Below are 16,856 nucleotides of genomic sequence, written 5' to 3'. Positions count from 1 at the left end.
CGATCAATGGTTGGCCCTGACTAGCGCCCGTCGTGAGGCGAGGTTGCGTCAGGATCGCGGCGAAGCTTCTCATTTCGGAGAACTTCGTCCAGTCGAGCCTCTTCTTCGGGCGAAAGCGGCGTCGTTTCAACTGCACGTCGCCGTGAACGCAGGACCAAAATCAATGCAGCCAGCGCGATCAAGGCGAACGGACCGAACCACAGCAGCCAGGTTCCCGCCCGAACCGGCGGGGTGAACAGCACATAGTCGCCGAACCGCCGCACCAGATCGTCGCGCACCTGCTGATCGGTGGCGCCCGATGCGATCTCTTCGCGGATCAGGCGGCGCATGTCGCCCGCCACGCCCGCCGGGCTGTCGGCGATGGACTCATGCTGGCAGACGACGCAGCGCACGTCCTTGAACAGGGCCTGGGCACGGGCCTCCTGCCCCGCATCCGTCAGCGGACGATCCAAGGCGGCCGGTGGCTCCGCCGCCGTCAGCATCACCGCCAGCAGGGGTGCGGCCATCAGGACCAGCGGACGCCTCACGCCGTCTTCCTTTTGCGCGAACCCACGCCCACGCGCAGCCGCCGGTCCAGCAGGGACAACAGCCCGCCCAGAGCCATGATCGTCGGCCCCAGGAAGATCAGCCGCGCCCACGGGTTCCAGTACAGACGCACCACCCAGGCCGGTTCGGCCGGACTGCCCGCCCGCTCGCCGATCACCACATAGACGTCGTCCAGACCCCGGAAATCCAGACCGACCTCGGTCGTCGTCTGGCCGCCTGCGGGGAAGAAGCGGCGCTCGGCGGTGATGGTCTCGGCGCGGCCACGGTCATTGGACGGACGCACGGTCAGACGCCCCTGCTCCGCCAGATAGTTCGGACCCTCGACCACACGCACCTCGTCCAGCGTCACCGTCCACGGCCCCGCTGACACGCTCTGGCCGATGGTCAGGGCGCGCGCCGCCTCGGCCTTGAAGCCGGTCTCGACCACAGCCCCCAGGATGAAGACCCCCAGCCCCAGATGCGCCAGGGTCATGCCCCAGGCGCCCAGCGGCAGACCCTTCAGGCGACGCATCACCTCGGCGCCCGAGGCGCGGAACAGCCTGGCCCGTTCGGCCACCTCGGCCAGAGACCCTGCGATCAGCCAGGCCCCCATGCCGATCCCGGCGGCGGCGAAGGCCTTTCTCGGCTCCCACAGGGCGTAGGCGGCGAGAGCGGCCAGAATGGACAGACCCGCCGCGACGGCCAGCCTCTGCATCGCCCCCCGCAGATCGCCCCGCTTCCACGCCAGCAGCGGACCGGCGGGCAGGATGACGAAGGCCACCATCATCAGCGGCGTGAAGGTGGCGGCGAAATAGGGCGGTCCCACGGAAATGGTCGCGCCGGACGCGGCCTCCAGGATCAGCGGATACAGGGTGCCCAGCAGCACCGTCGCCGCCGCCGCCGTCAGGAACAGGTTGTTCAGCACCAGCGCGCCCTCGCGGCTGACCGGCGCGAACAGGCCCCCGCCCTTCAACTGCGGCGCCCGCCAGGCGAACAGGACGAAGGCCGCCCCGGATGCAATGCCCAGGATCGCCAGCAGCATCATGCCCCGCTGGGGATCGACGGCGAAGGCGTGAACGCTGGTCAGCACGCCGGACCGCACCAGGAAGGCGCCCAGCATCGAGAAGGTGAAGGCCAGCAGGGCCAGGAACACCGTCCAACCCGCCAGCGCCCCGCGCCGCTCGGTCACCACCGCGCTGTGCAACAGGGCCGCGCCCGCCAGCCACGGCATGAAGGAGGCGTTCTCCACCGGATCCCAGAACCACCAGCCGCCCCAGCCCAGTTCATAATAGGCCCAGAACGACCCCAGGGTGATGCCGACCGTCAGCAAGGCCCAGCTGGCCAGGGCCCAGGGCCGCACCCAGCGTCCCCATGCGGGCCAGAAGGCCGTCTGCGCCCGCCCCTCGATCAGGGCCGCGACCGCCAGCGAGAAACAGACCGAAAACCCGACATAGCCCGCGTAGAGCAGCGGCGGATGCACCGCCAGGGCCGGGTCCTGCAGCAGCGGGTTCAGCGACGCGCCCTGGAACGGCGCGGGGTCCAGACGGGTGAAGGGGCTGGAGGTGAAGACGGCAAAGGCCAGGAACAGCGACCCCAGCGCCCCCTGCACCGCCACCGCCGACGCCTTCAGCCCGAACGGCAGGCCGCGCGCCCGCGCCAGCGCGCCCCCGAACACGGTCAGGACCAGGCACCACAGCAGAAGCGAGCCTTCGTGGCTGCCCCAGGCGCCCGCCACCTTGTACAGCATCGGCTTGTCGGTGTGGCTGTTGGCCGCCACATTCGAGACCGAGAAGTCGGACACGACAAAGGCGAAGATCAGGGCCGCGAAGGCCAGGGCGATCGCGCCCGCCGCCGCCAGGGCCGCCCCCTGGCCTGCGCCCGCCAGAACCGGGCTGCGCCGCACGCGCGCCGCCGTCGACAGGGCCGTCTGAAGAAGAGAAAGCGCCAATGCCAGCGCAAGGGCGAACGCCCCGAACTCGGCGATCACAGGGACGAGGCTCCCTGACGGATTTCGCCCTGCGACGGCGCGCCGTCAGGCCGCCACTCGCCCTTTTCCTTCAGGCGGTCGGCGACCTCGCGCGGCATGTAGTTCTCGTCGTGCTTGGCCAGGACCTGACTGGCGTGGAAGGTGCGGTCGGCGGTGAACGCCCCCTGCGCCACGATCCCCTGCCCCTCGCGGAACAGGTCGGGCAGGTCGCCGTGATAGACGACTCGGGTCGTGGCGGCGTTGTCGGTGACGGCGAAGATGACCACCCCGTCGCCGGACTTGTGCACGCTGCCCGCCTCGACCAGCCCGCCCAGACGGATGTTGCGGCCTTCCGGCGCCTTGTCCGCCGTGGCTTCGGACGGGGAATAGAAGAAGGTCACGCTGTCCTGCATGGCCCACAGCGACAGGCCGACGGCCAGGGCCAGGATCGGCGTCACGGCGGCGACGACCCACAGGCGGCGACGCGCCTTCGGCGATTTGGGCAGCCAGCTCATGCGACAGAGGTTCCGACAACGGAGGACAGACCGCCCGCATATACCGGCGTCGCTTCAGCCAACCAACGTGTCATTCCGCCCCCGCCTTCGGCATCCGGCGCTCCAGATCGATCCGGCGCGGATCGGTCGGCTCCAGCGCGGCGATCAACGGCGACCACATGACCCGCACCGCCGCCGCGTCGCCCCGGCTCAACGCCGCCTCGCCCAGGAAGAAACGCGCGCCCAGCTGTTCAGGGTCCAGTTTCACGGCCTGGATGAAGGCGGCCTCGGCGTCGCCGCCGACCTTGCCGTCATTGGCCCGCACCAGACTTTCCCCCAGCCGCGCCCAGGCCTGGGCGTCCTTAGGGTCCAGTTCGATCAGGCGACGAAACGCCGAGGCGGCGCCCAGCGGATCGTCCGCCGCAAACCGGGCCGCGCCCAGCATGGCCAGCGCCTGTCGGTCGCCGGGGCGTTCCTTGACCACGCGCGCGGTGACGGCGGCCAGTTGCGCGGGCTCCAGCGTCTCCAACTGGGTCGACCAGGCGTCCACGCGGGTTTCATAGGCCTGATCCGGCAGGCCGGGCCAGCCGGTGGCGACATACAGACCCAGCGCGGCGGCCACGGCTGCGGCGAGCCCGCCCAGCACCCACAGCCGATCCTTTGATCCCGCGACAGGGCGCGGCGCCGCCGCACCTTGCGCCAGCAACCGTCGTCCCGCCTCGGCCCGCGCCGCCGCATGGGCCGCGTCGTCCAGCAGGCCGCGCGCCTTCAGCCGATCCAGTTCGTCCAGTTCACGCGTCCCCGCGTCGCTGTCGGCCTCGACCGCCGCGTCGGCGCCCCGCCGTGCGCCAGCCAGCACCAGCAGCCCCGCCAGGGCCGCGGCCAGTCCCGTCATCATCCAGAAGGCGATCATGCCTGGCCGTCTAACCCATCAGACCGAAGTGGGCGAGCGGCAGTTGCGTCCTGCTTCGATGCAGCGCGGATCAGGTCTCGGCCGCAGGCAGCTCCAGCACCGCCTTCAGGCCGCCCATGTCGCTGTCGCTCAGGGTCAGTCGTCCGCCATAGGCCCGCGTCAGATCATCAACGATGGACAGGCCCAGCCCCGAACCGGGCGCGCTTTCGTCCAGCCGCGAACCGCGCTTGATCACCTCGTCACGCTGGTCGGCGGGCAGGCCGGGGCCGTCGTCCTCGACCACCACCACCATCTGGCCCAGGCCGCTGGCGCCCGCCGAAACCCGCACGCGGCGGCGGCTGAACTTGGCGGCGTTCTCGATCAGATTGCCCAGTATCTCCTGCAGGTCCTGACGCTCGCCCAGGAAGGCCAGTTCGTCGGGCGCGCGCCAGTCGATTTCGACATCCTTGGCGCGGAAGACCTGTTCGATCATGACCGCCAGTTCGTCCAGAACCTCCGGCACCGGCGTCTTTTCGCCCAGGCCATGCGCCGCGCGCGCCGCCGCCCGCGCCCGGCGCAGGTGGTGGTCGACCTGGCCCTGCATGACCTTGGTCTGGCGGCGCACCAGTTCAGGCAGCGCGCCCTCCTGCGTCCCCGCCTCGGCCAGCATGACCGAGATCGGCGTCTTCAGCGCATGGGCCAGATTGCCGACATGGGTGCGCTGGCGGTCCACGACCTCCTGATTGTGATCCAGCAGGCGGTTCACCTGCTCGGCCAGCGGCTGGATCTCCAGCGGATAGTCGTGAACGATCCGCGCCGCGCGGCCCTTGCGCACGGCGGCGATCTCGTTGCGCAGGTCGAACAGCGGTCGCAGACCGAACCGCACCTGAATGAAGACCGCCGACACCAGCCCCGCCCCCATGACCAGCAGCGCGATCCACGTCAGGGTGGCGAACTGGCGCGTGTCCGCATCGACCTCCGACCGGTCCAGCGCGGCCAGGAAGATGATCGGCCGGTCATGGCGCGGAATGGTCTTCATCGACGCCGCGACCCGCAGGGGCTCCGGCTTCTTCGGCTCGTCCTTGGGGCCGTCGGTGTTGAAGGTGATGACGTCGCCGAGCACCCGCTCCAGCCGTTGCGGCAGGTCGGCGGGCAGGTTCAGATCATAGTTCCAGAGCGAGGTCGAACGCGCCAGCGGCGTCAGTCGCCCGTCGGGCTGAACCTCCAGAATCTGCCAGTATTTGCCCGACAGCAGACGCAGGGTCCGGGCGTCCTGGATCTGTTCGACCCGTTCGCCGGGCGGGGTGCGGCTGGCGGCGACGACGATCTCGTCGATCGTCTCATTGAGCATATTGCCCAGACGACGCAGGGCTGATTCCTGAAAGGCGTGGGTCAGGGCCAGGGCCGCGATCACCAAGGCCAGCAGAATCCAGGTCGAGGCCAGCCAGATCAGCCTGCGGGTCAGCGACTGGCCGGGCCGCCCGAACAGACGCCCCCAGTCAAAACCGCCCGACCGAACAGGCGCCGTGTCGTTCACGCCGCTTCGGTCTCGCCCGCCAGAGGCGTCAGGCGGTAGCCCAGACCGCGCACGGTCTCGATCCGGTCGGACCCGACCTTCTTGCGCACGCGGCCGATGAAGACCTCGATGGTGTTGGAATCCCGATCGAAGTCCTGATCATACAGGTGTTCGACCAGCTCCGTGCGGCTGATGACCCGGCCCTGATGCATCATCATGTAATGCAGCAGCCGGTATTCCAGACTGGTCAGGCGCAGCGGCTCGCCGTTGACGCTGGCGCGTGCGGCGCGCGGATCAAGCCTCAGACCGCCGCACGACAGGGTCGCCGAAGCGATGCCCGCCGAACGGCGCAGCAGGGCCCGCAGACGCGCCAGAAGCTCTTCGGTGTGGAAGGGCTTGGTCAGATAGTCGTCGGCCCCGGCGTCGAAGCCCGACACCTTGTCCGACCAGGCGCCGCGCGCGGTCAGGATCAGGACCGGCGTGGTCTTGCCGTCCCGGCGCCAGCGCTCCAGCACAGACACACCGTCGATGCGCGGCAGACCCAGGTCCAGCACGATGACGTCATAGGGTTCGGTGTCGCCCAGATAATGGGCTTCCTCGCCATCCGCCGCATGATCGACCGCATAACCGGCGTCCGCCAGGGCGTTCTTGAGCTGACGCGACAGATCCACGTCGTCTTCAACCAGAAGAATACGCATCAGTTCGGCCTGCGACGCGGGTCGTTGTTGTTGTTCGAATTATTGTTGTCGCCCTGACGCGGGCGTCCGGTCTGGCCGTCGACGACCACGTCGCGCACACGGCCGTCGCGTTCGACCAGAACGCTGTAGTTGCCGTCACGGCGCGGCTGGGTGTCGATGGGTCGGCCGTACTGACCGGCGCTGCGGCGCGCCTCGTCAGGACTGACGCGCGGAGGGGCGCGGCGGTCGTCATCCGACTGCTGTTGACGTTGGTCGCGGGACTGGGCGACCGCCTCTGTCGTCATGACAGGGGCGAAGGCCAGGGTCGCGACGGCGACGATAAGACTGGCGGCTTTGCTGAACATGATCGCCTGTCTAATCCTGATCTTCTGAACGGGTGCTGAATGACTTGTATAGGTCATCGCGCGTGCAACGCCAGCATCCCCGCGGCGGATCAGTGCGCAACCTTGCCGATTTCTCATCTAGATGAACCGTCCCTGAGCGTGCCTGTTCAGGTCGGGATCAGCCGCCGGATGGTCATCTGTGCTCATCGCTGGTCACCCCGACCGGCCCGACGCTCAAGGAGACTGTCATGCGGAACTTCGTCATTCCCGCCCTTGCTCTGGCCGCTGCTGCGGTCGCCCTGCCCGCCGCCGCCCAGTCGTATGGCCACGCCCCCAGCCGCGCCCCCGCCTATCAGGTCAGCTACGGCTCCTGGCAGTCGATCGGCGCCCGTCAGGCCGAACTGGACCGCCGCATCGACCGCGCTGTCCGCTCGGGTCAGATCAGCAACCGCGAAGCCTACCGCCTGCGCGGCGAGTTCAATGCGCTGAAGCGTCTGGAAGCCGACTACCGGCGCAGCGGCCTGTCCTCCTGGCAGCGGGCCGATCTGGACCGCCGCTATGACCGCCTGTCGGCCCAGGTCCGCTACGACCGCTACGGCTACAACGCTCCGCGCAGGGGTTAAGCTTTCAGCCTCCCGGTTCTCCCTGTCACGGGAGGTTGAACAGGGCGCGGTCCGAACGGATCGCGCCCTTCTTCATTACAGTTCGCCCGCTTGGCCGCGCAGCAATTGCAGCATGGCCGAAAAGTCGCGCCCGCCGTGGCCCATGCCGTCGAACAGGGCATACAGCGCCTCGGCCTGCGCGCCCATCGGCGTGGAGGCGCCCGACTTGGCCGCCGCATCCTGGGCCAGTTTCAGGTCCTTCAGCATCATGGCCGTGGCGAACCCGCCCTGATAGCCGCGATTGGACGGCGCCGTCGGCACCGGGCCGGGCCAGGGGTAATAGCTGCTGACGCTCCAGCACTGGCCCGAGGATTTGGACGCGATCTCAAAGAACCGCTCCGGGTCCAGACCCAGCTTCTCCGCCAGGGCGATGGCCTCGCACGTGCCCAGCATCGAAATGCCCAGCAGCATGTTGTTGCAGATCTTGGCCGCCTGCCCGGCGCCGTGCTCGCCCGCGCGGATGGTGATGCGGCTCATCGGCTCCAGCGCGGTTTCGACGCGGGCGAAGTCGCCTTCGTCGCTGCCGACCATGAAGGCCAGGGTCCCCGCATCCGCCGCCGCCGTGCCGCCCGACACCGGCGCATCGGCGAAGGCGTAGCCCGCCGCCTTGGCCAGACCGGCGACCTTGCGCGCCGTCTCGACGTCGATGGTCGAACAATCCAGCAGCAGGGCGCTGGCCGGGGCCACGCCGATGATCTGCTCGGAATAGACGCTCAGCACATGCGGACCGGCGGGCAGCATGGTGATCACCACCTCGGCGTCCTTGACCGCCTCAGCCACCGATCCGACGGGCGTGCAACCCTGGGACGCGGCCCGCTCCAGCGCGCTGGGCGACAGGTCGAAGGCGGCGACCGCATGGCCCGCCTTGGCCTGGTTCGCCGCCATGCCCCCGCCCATGTTGCCCAGGCCGATGAAGGCGATCTTGGTCATGGTCTCTCTCCCTATTTGCGGCGTCGCGGTCAGGCCAGCGGCGTCCATTTTTCGTTGTCGGCCAGGGGCGCGAACAGGGCGTCCAGCGTCGCCTGCGTAACGCCCGACAGGTCCGCCGGGGACCATCTGGGCGCATTATCCTTGTCCACGATCACGGCCCGCACGCCTTCCTGAAAGTCGTGGGTGGCGCCGATCCGGCCGCTGACGGCGTATTCGACGGCCATGTTGTCGCTGAACGACGCGGCCTTCGCCCCCTCGCGGATATGGCGCAGGGTGACCTTCAGCGAGGTCGGCGACTTGGTCTTCAGCGTCGCCAGTTGCGCCAGCGCCCAATCCGATCCGTCGGCTTCAAGGGCTGCGAAAATCTCTTCCACCGTGTCGAAGGCGAACAGCCGGTCGATGGCTTCGCGACGCGTAAGCAGGGGCGCAGGCCCCGCGTCCCGGCCATGGCGCGCCGCCACCGCGGCGGGATCAGCCGCCTCGGCCAACAGGTCGGTCTTCAAGGCCTCTACAGCCTCAGACGGCACGAAATGGGTGTGGATGCCCAGGGCCACCGTGTCCGCCGCCTTCAGCCGCGCGCCCGTCAGGCCGATCCACACGCCGGTCTGGCCCGGCAGGCGCGGCAGGAACCAGCCGCCCCCGACCTCGGGATACAGGCCGATGCCCGTCTCCGGCATGGCGTAGGTGGTGCGCTCGGTAGCGATGCGGACATCCGCCGGCTCCGAAATCCCGACACCGCCGCCCATGACGATCCCGTCCACGATGGCCGTGATCGGCTTGGCGTATCCGAACATCAGGTCGTTCAGCCGGTATTCGCTCAGGAAGAAGGCCTTCGCGTCCACGCCGTCACCCGCGCCGCTGTCGGCGATCATGCGGATGTCCCCGCCCGCGCAGAATCCGCGCTCGCCCGCATGGTCGATCAGCACGGACTTCACCGCCGCATCGTCACGCCACGCCAGCAGGGCCGCGATCATCGCCTCGCACATCGAACGGTTCAGCGCATGGATCGCCTTGGGCCGGTTCAACGTGATCCGACCGACGCCGTTGTCGACGCGGGTGATGATTTCGGGGTCCAACGCGGGGGGGACTGTCACGGCTTGGGCGTCACTTTCATCTTGTAAGGAATGAACAGGCTGAGTTCGAGCGGACCGGACTGGCGCCACGTCACCTGATTGGACAACCCATCCACCTCAACAGCGTAGCCCTCGCCAAAGGTGGCGGCCACGCTTCGCGAATCCGTCGCCAAGAGGGTCAGGATGGCCGGCCTGTATTGAGGAGGATCGATAAGCGACAGATTCCAGCTTCCCGAAATTGTCGCCAGCGAGCGCCCCGCCTGCTCCACGCCTTTAACGAAGGCTTCAATCCGCCCTGATGCCCGATCCAGAGTGTCATCCGTACGGATCGGGGTCTTGACGATCACACGCGCCACGCTTGTGTCCGCCCGATTGCCGTCCACACCCAGCGTCAGGGTGGAGACCATGTTTTCGGTCAGGGGAACCAGAAGACCGTCATTGTCGATCGACAGGGCGATGTCCGAACGGCTTGCGGCCAGTTGGCTCATCCGGCGCAGGGTTTGGGTGATCTCCGACCGCCGCCCGACCGTATCACGCGTATCGTTCACAACGCGCACCTCTACGATCAGATTGTCCGCACGGCGCGGCAGTTGAATCGTCGGTACGTCATCTGCGTCCCACGTTGCCGCGCGAGTTGCGGTGACAACGATTTCCTGCACCGACTGCGCCCGAGCATAGGCTGCCGGCGTCAAAGCGATGATAAGAGCGGCGGACGCGACCAGAGTGCTGGTTTTCACCTTCAATCTCCCCAATGATCTGCTGAATGGCCCCTAAGCTCTAGACAACTCCCGCGCGATAATCACGCGCATGATCTCGTTCGTGCCTTCAAGGATGCGGTGAACCCGCAGGTCACGCACGATCCGTTCCAGCGGATAATCCTTCAGATAGCCGTATCCGCCGTGAAGCTGCAGCGCCTCGTCGGCGATCTGGAAACAGGCGTCGGTGGCCAGGCGCTTGGCCATGGCGCACCATTTGGTCTTTTCCGGGTGGTCGTTGTCGATGGCCCAGGCGCCGCGCAGCACCATCAGACGCGCCGCCTCAAGGTCCGTCGCCATGTCGGCCAGACGGAACTGAAGCGCCTGAAACTCGCCCAGCGGCTTGCCGAACTGTTTGCGGGTGGCGACATAGGCCTGCGCCGTCTCCAGCGCCAGCCGCGCCCCGCCCAGCGAACAGGCGGCGATGTTCAGGCGCCCGCCGTCCAGCCCGGCCATGGCGTAGCGGAAGCCCGCCCCCTCTTCGCCCAACAGATTGGCGACCGGCACGCGGCAGTCGTCGAACTGGACGATGGCGGTCGGCTGGGCGTTCCAGCCCATCTTCTTTTCCTGCGCCCCGAACGACAGGCCGGGCGTCCCGGCCTCGACCACAATGGCGGAAACCCCTTTCGGCCCCTCGCCGCCCGTGCGGACCATGACGACGTAGACATCGCTGGTCCCCGCGCCCGAGATGAAGGCCTTGGACCCGTTCAGCACATAATGATCGCCGTCCCGCACCGCCGTGGTCCGCAGCGCCGCCGCATCCGACCCCGAGCCCGGCTCGGTCAGGCAATAGCTGGCGATCTTGTCCATGCCGACCAGATCGCCGACGAACCGCCCGCGCAGATCGTCGGCGCCGAACCGGTCGATCATCCAGGTCGCCATATTGTGGATCGAGATGAAGGCCGCCGTCGCCACGTCGCCGCGCGACAACTCTTCGAAGATCAGCGCCGCCTCGACCCGGCCCAGGGCCATGCCGCCGTGCTCCTCGCCGGTGTAGATGCCGCAGAAGCCCATCTCGGCCGCCTGTTTCATCACATCGACGGGGAAGTGCTTGTCTTCGTCCCAGCGGGCCGAATGGGGCGCCAATTCGGCGTCGGAAAAGGCGCAGGCCGCGTCCTGAATGGCGCGCTGATCGTCGGTAAGGGCGAAGTCCATGATCTCTAAACCTGCTCCGTCATCCTCGGACTTGATCCGAGGATCAGACGCGGGAGCGCTCAGTGCGCCCCCGTCGTCGCATTAGCGGCGGACAATCCGGCCCTCGGGTCAAGCCCGAGGGTGACGGATCAAAAAATCAGCGCATCGTCGGAATGACGAACGACGAATCCGCGTGTTCCAGTTCTGAGTCCGGCCAGCGGGCGGTGACGGTCTTGGTCTTGGTCCAGAAGCGGACGCCCTCCATGCCGTGCTGGTTGATGTCGCCGAAGGCCGACCGCTTCCAGCCGCCGAAGGTGTGATAGGCGACCGGCACGGGGATGGGCACGTTGATCCCAACCATGCCGACATTGACGCGGGCGGCGAAGTCGCGGGCCGCGCGGCCGTTCTGGGTGAAGATGGCGACGCCGTTGCCGTACTGGTGGTTCGACGGCAGGGCCAGCGCCTCCTCGAACGTCTCGGCGCGCACGATCTGCAGCACCGGGCCGAAGATCTCCTCCTGATAGGACGACATCTCGGGCTTCACATGGTCGAACAGCGACGGGCCGATGAAATAGCCCTTCTCGTGCCCCTGCAGGCTGAAGTCGCGGCCGTCGACGACCAGTTCGGCGCCTTCCTGGACGCCCTTCTCGATCCAGCCGGCGATACGGTCGCGGTGCTGGGCGGTGACCACGGGGCCATAGTGGGCGCCCGCGTCGGTTGAGACGCCGACCCGCATCGTGGGGATTTCCGCCACCATCCGCTCACGCAGCTCATCCGCCGTCTTCTTGCCGACCGGCACCACGACCGGAAGCGCCATGCAGCGCTCGCCCGCCGAGCCGTAGGCGGCGCCCGAAAGATCCTTGATGACCTGGTCCATGTCGGCGTCAGGCAGGACGATGCCGTGGTTCTTGGCCCCGCCCATGGCCTGGACGCGCTTATGGTTGGCAGCGCCCGTCTGATAGACATAGTGGGCGATGTCGGACGAACCGACGAAGCTGACGGCATGGACCAGCGGATGGGTCAGGATGGCGTCCACCGCCGTCTTGTCGCCATGCACCACGTTCAGCACGCCATTAGGCGCGCCCGCTTCCAGCATCAGCTCGGCCAGGCGCACGGGCACCGACGGATCCCGCTCCGACGGCTTCAGCACGAAGGTGTTGCCCACGGCGATGGCCACGCCGAACATCCACATCGGGATCATGGCCGGGAAGTTGAACGGGGTGATGCCCGCCACCACGCCCAGCGGCTGGCGCATGGAATAGACGTCGATGCCCGGCCCGGCGCCCCAGGTGTATTCGCCCTTCAACGCATGGGGGATGCCGCAGGCGAACTCGATCACCTCCAGACCGCGCTGGATGTCGCCCTTGGAGTCAGCGATGACCTTGCCGTGCTCGCTGGACAGCAGTTCGGCCAGTTCGTTCATGTTCGCCTCGACCAGGCGTTTGAACTCGAACATGACGCGGGCGCGGCGCTGGGGATTGGTGCTGGCCCAGCCGTCAAAGGCGTTCTGGGCGGCCTGGACGGCGCGATCGACCTCGCCGGTCGTGGCCAGTTGCACGCGGGCCTGAACCTCGCCCGTATTGGGATCGAACACGTCGCTGAAGCGGCCGGATGCGCCCTCGAACGCCGCACCGTCGATGAAATGGCGAATGTCGCGCATGGCGATCTTCCTTTTCTAACGTTCGTCCCGATGGGCTCTGAAGTCCCTTGCCCAAGGACATAGCAACCCCGGCGCGGACGGCGTAATGCAAATATGCAATCACACTTACGCACAGATGCATCACCATGTTCGACTGGGAAGACGCCCACATCTTCGTCGAGGCCGCCCGCGCGGGATCTCTCAGCCGCGCGGCCCAGCGGCTGGGCGTGGATGCGGCGACGGTCGGGCGGCGCGTGTCGCGGCTGGAGACGACGCTGAAGGCGACCCTGATCGTGCGCTCGGCCTCGGGGTTGCAGCTGACCTCGGCGGGGGCCGAGTTTCTGGACGTCATCGCGGCGGCGGAACGGGCCATGACCGCCGCCGCTCAACTGGGACTTCAGGATTCCGCGGGCGGGATTGTCCGCATCAGCGCCTCAGAAGGCTTCGGCTCGGCCATACTGGCCCCCGCCCTGCCGCGTCTGGTCGAACAGAGGCCGGACGTCCGCGTCGAACTGGCCGCCAATCCCGGCTTCCTGTCCCCATCCCGGCGCGAGGTAGATCTGGCCGTGACCCTCAGCCCGCCCGACGCCGCCCGCCTGTGGGTCGAGCCCCTGACCGGATACCAGCTGGCCCTCTACGCCGCGCCTGAATATCTGGCTCGCGCGGGAGCGCCCGGGTCGGTCGAAGATCTGCGCGGCCATGCCGTCGTCGGCTATGTCGACGACCTGATCTACGCGTCAGAGCTGCGCTATCTGGACGAGGTGCTGCCCGGCCTGCGCCCGCATCTGGCCAGTTCGTCCATCCGCGCCCAGCGTGAGATCATCGCGGCGGGCGGGGGGATCGGCGTCCTGCCCTGTTTCCTGGCCGAGGGCCTGACGCGTCTGCTGCCGGACGCGGTGCTTCTGACCCGGCGCTTCTGGCTCAGCGCCCACCGCGACATCCACGACACCGCCCGCCTGCGCGCCATCCGCCACTGGCTCCGGCAGTTGTGCGCCGATCAGGCGAACCGGCTGAACCCCTGCGGCTCCACAGGCGGTTAGGTTCCAGCGACATTCAGATGATCGGCTTACGAACGCGTCCTTCCGGGGCTGAGCGAAGCGAAGAACCCGGAACCCAGGACCGCGAAAGCAACGCTGGATGCATTCGATGTGGGATGCACGCCTCCTGGGTTCCGGGTTCGTCCTACGGACGCCCCGGAATGACGGTTTCAGGCTGAACATCAGACCTAAAGCAACACCTCGCCCGCGCCCCACAACAGCTTGGCGGCGATGGCGAACATCATGACGGCGACCACGGTCTCGATCACCCGCCAGGTTCTGGGCCGCGACAGGATCGGCGCCAGCAGTCGCGCGCCAAAGCCCAACCCCGTGAACCAGACCGCGCTGGCGAAGGCCGCGCCCGCAACAAAGACCGGGCGAGCCTCCGTCGCCTGGGCCGCACCGATCGATCCAATCAATAGCACCGTGTCCAGATAGACGTGCGGGTTCAACAGGGTGAAGGCCGCCGCGCGGGCCAGGGCGGCGGCAAGGCTGGACGCCCCCTCGCCCTTCGTCGGATCCAGCGCCCCCGGCGCGGCCGCCCGCCTGGCTGCGCCCACGCCGTACCAGATCAGAAACCCCGATCCCGCCAACGCCATCGCCACCCGCAACATCGGCGCCGCCCCCAGCAGCGAACCCAGCCCGCCGACGCCCGCCGCAATCAGCACTGCATCCATTAAGGCGCAGAAGACCACCACCGGCACGACGTGCTGGCGCAGAACGCCCTGTCTCAGCACAAACAGGTTCTGCGCCCCGATAGCCATGATCAGCGGGGCGGCGACGGCGAAGCCTTGCAAGAAAACAGTCATTGTCATCTGGCGCAGATCGGCCAGACGCGCATTAAGAACAGCTCATTTCTCTAATGCTGCATTAGGAACGCTAAACTGCTGGACTATCCTTCACTAGCCGCTGTCGCCGCCGTCGTCCGGACCGGATCATTCGACGCCGCCGCCCAGGCGCTGGCCGTCACGCCTTCGGCTGTGTCGCAGCGGGTGAAGGGCTTGGAGGAACGGCTGGGCGCGCCCCTGATCGTGCGCGGGTCGCCCTGCACGGCGACCGAGGCAGGCATGCGCCTGTGCGCCCATTTCAATCAGGTCGCCCTGCTGGAGCATGACCTGCTGACAGACGAACCGGGCTGGAGCGGAGCCCTGGACGCCGGGCCGCCCAGTCTTCGCATCGCCCTGAACGCCGACAGTCTGGCGACCTGGTTCCCGGCGGCGGCGGTTCGGTTCGCATCCTCAGGCGCAGCCACCCTGGACCTGATCCTGGACGATGAGGCCCACACCGCCGAACGCCTGCGGACGGGTCAGGTGCTGGCCGCCGTCACCACCACGGGAAAGGCCATTCAGGGCTGCCGCACCACGCCGCTGGGCGCCCTGCGCTATCGGGCGACGGCCAGCGCGGCCTATTGCGCCCGCCACTTCCCGCACAGGGTGACGCCGGATACGCTGGCCCTTGCGCCGGTGTTGCGTTTCGATGCGCGTGATGCGCTGCAAGATCGCTGGATGACGCAGAAGTTCGGGGCCCCTGTCGCCGCGCCGACCCATCAGGCGCCGTCGACGCAAGCCTTTCTGGACCTGACGCTGGCAGGTCTGGCCTGGTCGATGACGCCGGAGCCGCTGGCCGCGCCCCTGATCGCGCAGGGCGAACTGATCGATCTGGACCCAGCCGTCTTTGTCGACGTCCCCCTGTTCTGGCGTCGCCCGCGTCTGTCCAGCCGTCTGATCGCGGCGTTGACGCAGGCCGTGCGCGACGCGGCGACGCAACAGCTGGCTCCCCTGTGACGACGTTCAGTCCAGCGTCAGTTCCTGGGGCGAGCGCAGCACCGGGCCGAAATGGTGCGCCCACAGCCGTGCGCCCAGTTCGCCGGATCGGTCCAGCGACGACCCGACCGTCAGCCAGGACAGCAGCGTCGGCCTGAGGCCCGCATCGAACAGGCAATAACCCGCCCCCAGCACGCAGGTGTCCGCCTGGATGCCGCAGACCAGCACCCGCTCCACGTCCAGCGTCTTCAGATGGGTGATCAGTTCGGGCGGCGGCAGATAGCCGTGCTTGACGAAGACCCGGTCGGCCGGAACCAGACTGTCGTCGCTCACCCCTGGCTTCCATCCCAGCTGCGCCTCAAACGGGGTGACCGTCTCGTCGTGGCGCTCGACCGTGGCGACCGAAGGCAGGGTCGCGGCCAGGGTCGTAATGTCGCGCACCAGGGGTTCGGGCGGCGAAAAACTGGGTTGAACATCGATGATGAGGATGGCCTGGCGCATCCTCAGTCCCTACAGCGCGCCGCGGCCGGATTGGCAAGCCTGACCACACAGCGTCCGTATCCGCTCGGCATCCTGCGGCGTCATCGGATTATAGACGATCAGGCCCAGGTCCGGCCGGGCGTCCACGGCGAAGCTGGAGAACTCCAGCATGATCTCCCCGGCCAGCGGATGGTTCAGGCGTTTGGTCCCCTCGCCATGAATGCGGACCTCGTTATCGCACCACATGGCCTCGAACTCAGGGCTTGAGGCGCACAGTTCGGCGACCAGATCCGCGACCTCGGACACGGCCCCGGCGCGGGCCGCATCGGCGCGGAAGGCCGCAACGACGAAGCGGGCCATGTCCTGCCAATCGGCCGGGGCGGTGCGGCTGCGGGATGGACCGAAGATCAGCTTCAGAATGTTGCGTTCGCGCGGCGCCAGCGCCCCATAGTCGGTCAGGACGGCGGCGGCGGCGCGGTTCCAGGCCACCACGTCCCAGGTCGCCGTCTTGATCAGGGCGGGACTGACCTCGAACGCATCCAGCAGGCGTTGCAGCCGGGGCGTGACGCCTTCCACGGCGCGATAGCGGATCTGCGGCGGGCGGCCCAGACCCAGCATGAACAGATGCTCGCGCTCCGCCTCGGTCAGCATCAGGCCGACCGCGATCCGGTTCAGCACGTCGGCGGAGGGCGCGCCGCCCCGCCCCTGCTCCAGCCAGGCGTACCAGGTGGGGCTGATGTTGGCGCGCTGCGCCACCTCCTCGCGGCGCAGGCCCGGCGTGCGACGACGCCCAATCGGCAGGCCCAGCGCCGCCGGATCGATCCGGGCGCGGCGGTCGCGCAGATAGGCGCCCAGCGGCGTCCCCGACGTATCGGTCATGCGGTCCTGTCAGTCATTATAATAGGATAAAGTCACGACTTTAACAGGATCAGAATGCGGTCTTTCCTGACCTCCGACAAGATCGGAGTT

At 68.0% G+C, this 16,856-nt stretch carries 18 protein-coding genes; 3 read left to right on the top strand and 15 right to left on the bottom strand.

The features are described 5' to 3' along the window. Positions 1–20: 20 nt before the first annotated feature. The 7 genes from KWG56_RS18030 to KWG56_RS18000 all read right to left on the bottom strand — a co-directional run bounded on the left by KWG56_RS18030 (position 21) and on the right by KWG56_RS18000 (position 6,435). The gene (locus KWG56_RS18030) at positions 21–527 is read right to left on the bottom strand and encodes a cytochrome c-type biogenesis protein (protein ID WP_244999574.1); all 507 of its coding nucleotides are present in this window, start codon (positions 525–527) and stop codon (positions 21–23) included. Further along, the gene (locus KWG56_RS18025; protein ID WP_219353186.1) at positions 524–2,512 is read right to left on the bottom strand and encodes a heme lyase CcmF/NrfE family subunit; all 1,989 of its coding nucleotides are present in this window, start codon (positions 2,510–2,512) and stop codon (positions 524–526) included. Before KWG56_RS18025 ends, KWG56_RS18030 begins: the two co-directional genes overlap by 4 nt. Then, on the bottom strand, positions 2,509–3,006 hold the full coding sequence (gene ccmE, locus KWG56_RS18020; protein ID WP_219353185.1) for a cytochrome c maturation protein CcmE: 498 nt from the start codon (positions 3,004–3,006) through the stop codon (positions 2,509–2,511). The genes KWG56_RS18025 and ccmE overlap by 4 nt, the downstream gene beginning before the upstream one ends. 70 nt (positions 3,007–3,076) lie before the next feature. Then, positions 3,077–3,898, bottom strand: coding sequence for a c-type cytochrome biogenesis protein CcmI (ccmI, locus tag KWG56_RS18015; protein WP_219353184.1), 822 nt, complete (start codon positions 3,896–3,898; stop codon positions 3,077–3,079). 70 nt (positions 3,899–3,968) lie between these two features. Next, positions 3,969–5,414, bottom strand: coding sequence for a sensor histidine kinase (locus KWG56_RS18010; RefSeq protein ID WP_201100063.1), 1,446 nt, complete (start codon positions 5,412–5,414; stop codon positions 3,969–3,971). Next, positions 5,411–6,091: a response regulator transcription factor gene (locus KWG56_RS18005; protein ID WP_201100062.1), complete on the bottom strand. Its 681-nt coding sequence runs from the start codon at positions 6,089–6,091 to the stop codon at positions 5,411–5,413. Before KWG56_RS18005 ends, KWG56_RS18010 begins: the two co-directional genes overlap by 4 nt. Next, the gene (locus KWG56_RS18000; RefSeq protein WP_219353183.1) at positions 6,091–6,435 is read right to left on the bottom strand and encodes a hypothetical protein; all 345 of its coding nucleotides are present in this window, start codon (positions 6,433–6,435) and stop codon (positions 6,091–6,093) included. The genes KWG56_RS18005 and KWG56_RS18000 overlap by 1 nt, the downstream gene beginning before the upstream one ends. 227 nt (positions 6,436–6,662) lie before the next feature. Here KWG56_RS18000 and KWG56_RS17995 point away from each other — a divergent pair, with 227 nt between their 5' ends. After that, positions 6,663–7,037 (top strand): hypothetical protein, encoded by a 375-nt coding sequence (locus tag KWG56_RS17995; protein WP_219353182.1) that lies wholly within the window; start codon positions 6,663–6,665, stop codon positions 7,035–7,037. Positions 7,038–7,112: 75 nt separating this feature from the next. Here KWG56_RS17995 and mmsB read toward each other — a convergent pair whose 3' ends face one another. The 5 genes from mmsB to KWG56_RS17970 form a co-directional block, all read right to left on the bottom strand. Continuing rightward, on the bottom strand, positions 7,113–8,006 hold the full coding sequence (gene mmsB / locus KWG56_RS17990; protein ID WP_219353181.1) for a 3-hydroxyisobutyrate dehydrogenase: 894 nt from the start codon (positions 8,004–8,006) through the stop codon (positions 7,113–7,115). A 29-nt stretch (positions 8,007–8,035) separates the two neighbouring features. Beyond that, the gene (locus KWG56_RS17985) at positions 8,036–9,100 is read right to left on the bottom strand and encodes an enoyl-CoA hydratase/isomerase family protein (protein ID WP_244999573.1); all 1,065 of its coding nucleotides are present in this window, start codon (positions 9,098–9,100) and stop codon (positions 8,036–8,038) included. Beyond that, the gene (locus tag KWG56_RS17980; protein WP_219353180.1) at positions 9,097–9,822 is read right to left on the bottom strand and encodes a hypothetical protein; all 726 of its coding nucleotides are present in this window, start codon (positions 9,820–9,822) and stop codon (positions 9,097–9,099) included. Before KWG56_RS17980 ends, KWG56_RS17985 begins: the two co-directional genes overlap by 4 nt. Positions 9,823–9,849: 27 nt before the next feature. Then, a complete protein-coding gene (locus KWG56_RS17975) occupies positions 9,850–10,989 on the bottom strand; it encodes an isobutyryl-CoA dehydrogenase (RefSeq protein ID WP_219353179.1) in 1,140 nt (379 codons plus the stop codon). Between the two features lie 136 nt (positions 10,990–11,125). After that, a complete protein-coding gene (locus KWG56_RS17970; protein WP_219353178.1) occupies positions 11,126–12,628 on the bottom strand; it encodes a CoA-acylating methylmalonate-semialdehyde dehydrogenase in 1,503 nt (500 codons plus the stop codon). A gap of 125 nt (positions 12,629–12,753) precedes the next feature. On the opposite strand from KWG56_RS17970, the gene KWG56_RS17965 reads away from it, so the two are divergent. Continuing rightward, positions 12,754–13,647, top strand: coding sequence for a LysR family transcriptional regulator (locus KWG56_RS17965; RefSeq protein WP_219353177.1), 894 nt, complete (start codon positions 12,754–12,756; stop codon positions 13,645–13,647). A gap of 185 nt (positions 13,648–13,832) precedes the next feature. Here the strand turns inward: KWG56_RS17965 and KWG56_RS17960 are convergent, their stop codons facing one another. Beyond that, complete coding sequence (locus KWG56_RS17960) at positions 13,833–14,453, bottom strand: LysE/ArgO family amino acid transporter (RefSeq protein ID WP_244999572.1); 621 nt, start codon at positions 14,451–14,453, stop codon at positions 13,833–13,835. Positions 14,454–14,513: 60 nt separating this feature from the next. Between KWG56_RS17960 and KWG56_RS17955 the strand changes: the two genes are divergently transcribed. Then, positions 14,514–15,428: a LysR family transcriptional regulator ArgP gene (locus tag KWG56_RS17955; RefSeq protein ID WP_308384620.1), complete on the top strand. Its 915-nt coding sequence runs from the start codon at positions 14,514–14,516 to the stop codon at positions 15,426–15,428. 6 nt (positions 15,429–15,434) lie between these two features. On the opposite strand, the gene KWG56_RS17950 is transcribed toward KWG56_RS17955, so the two are convergent. Together KWG56_RS17950 and KWG56_RS17945 are read right to left on the bottom strand one after the other, a co-directional pair. Continuing rightward, the gene (locus KWG56_RS17950) at positions 15,435–15,908 is read right to left on the bottom strand and encodes a cysteine hydrolase family protein (protein WP_219353175.1); all 474 of its coding nucleotides are present in this window, start codon (positions 15,906–15,908) and stop codon (positions 15,435–15,437) included. 9 nt (positions 15,909–15,917) lie between these two features. After that, entirely contained in the window at positions 15,918–16,766 is an 849-nt protein-coding gene (locus KWG56_RS17945) for a helix-turn-helix transcriptional regulator (protein WP_219353174.1), read from the bottom strand. Positions 16,767–16,856 lie beyond the last annotated feature (90 nt).

It is taken from the genome of Brevundimonas nasdae (assembly GCF_019395145.1).
Classification (GTDB): Bacteria; Pseudomonadota; Alphaproteobacteria; order Caulobacterales; family Caulobacteraceae; genus Brevundimonas; species Brevundimonas nasdae.
This window is presented reverse-complemented; position numbering and strand designations above follow the sequence as displayed.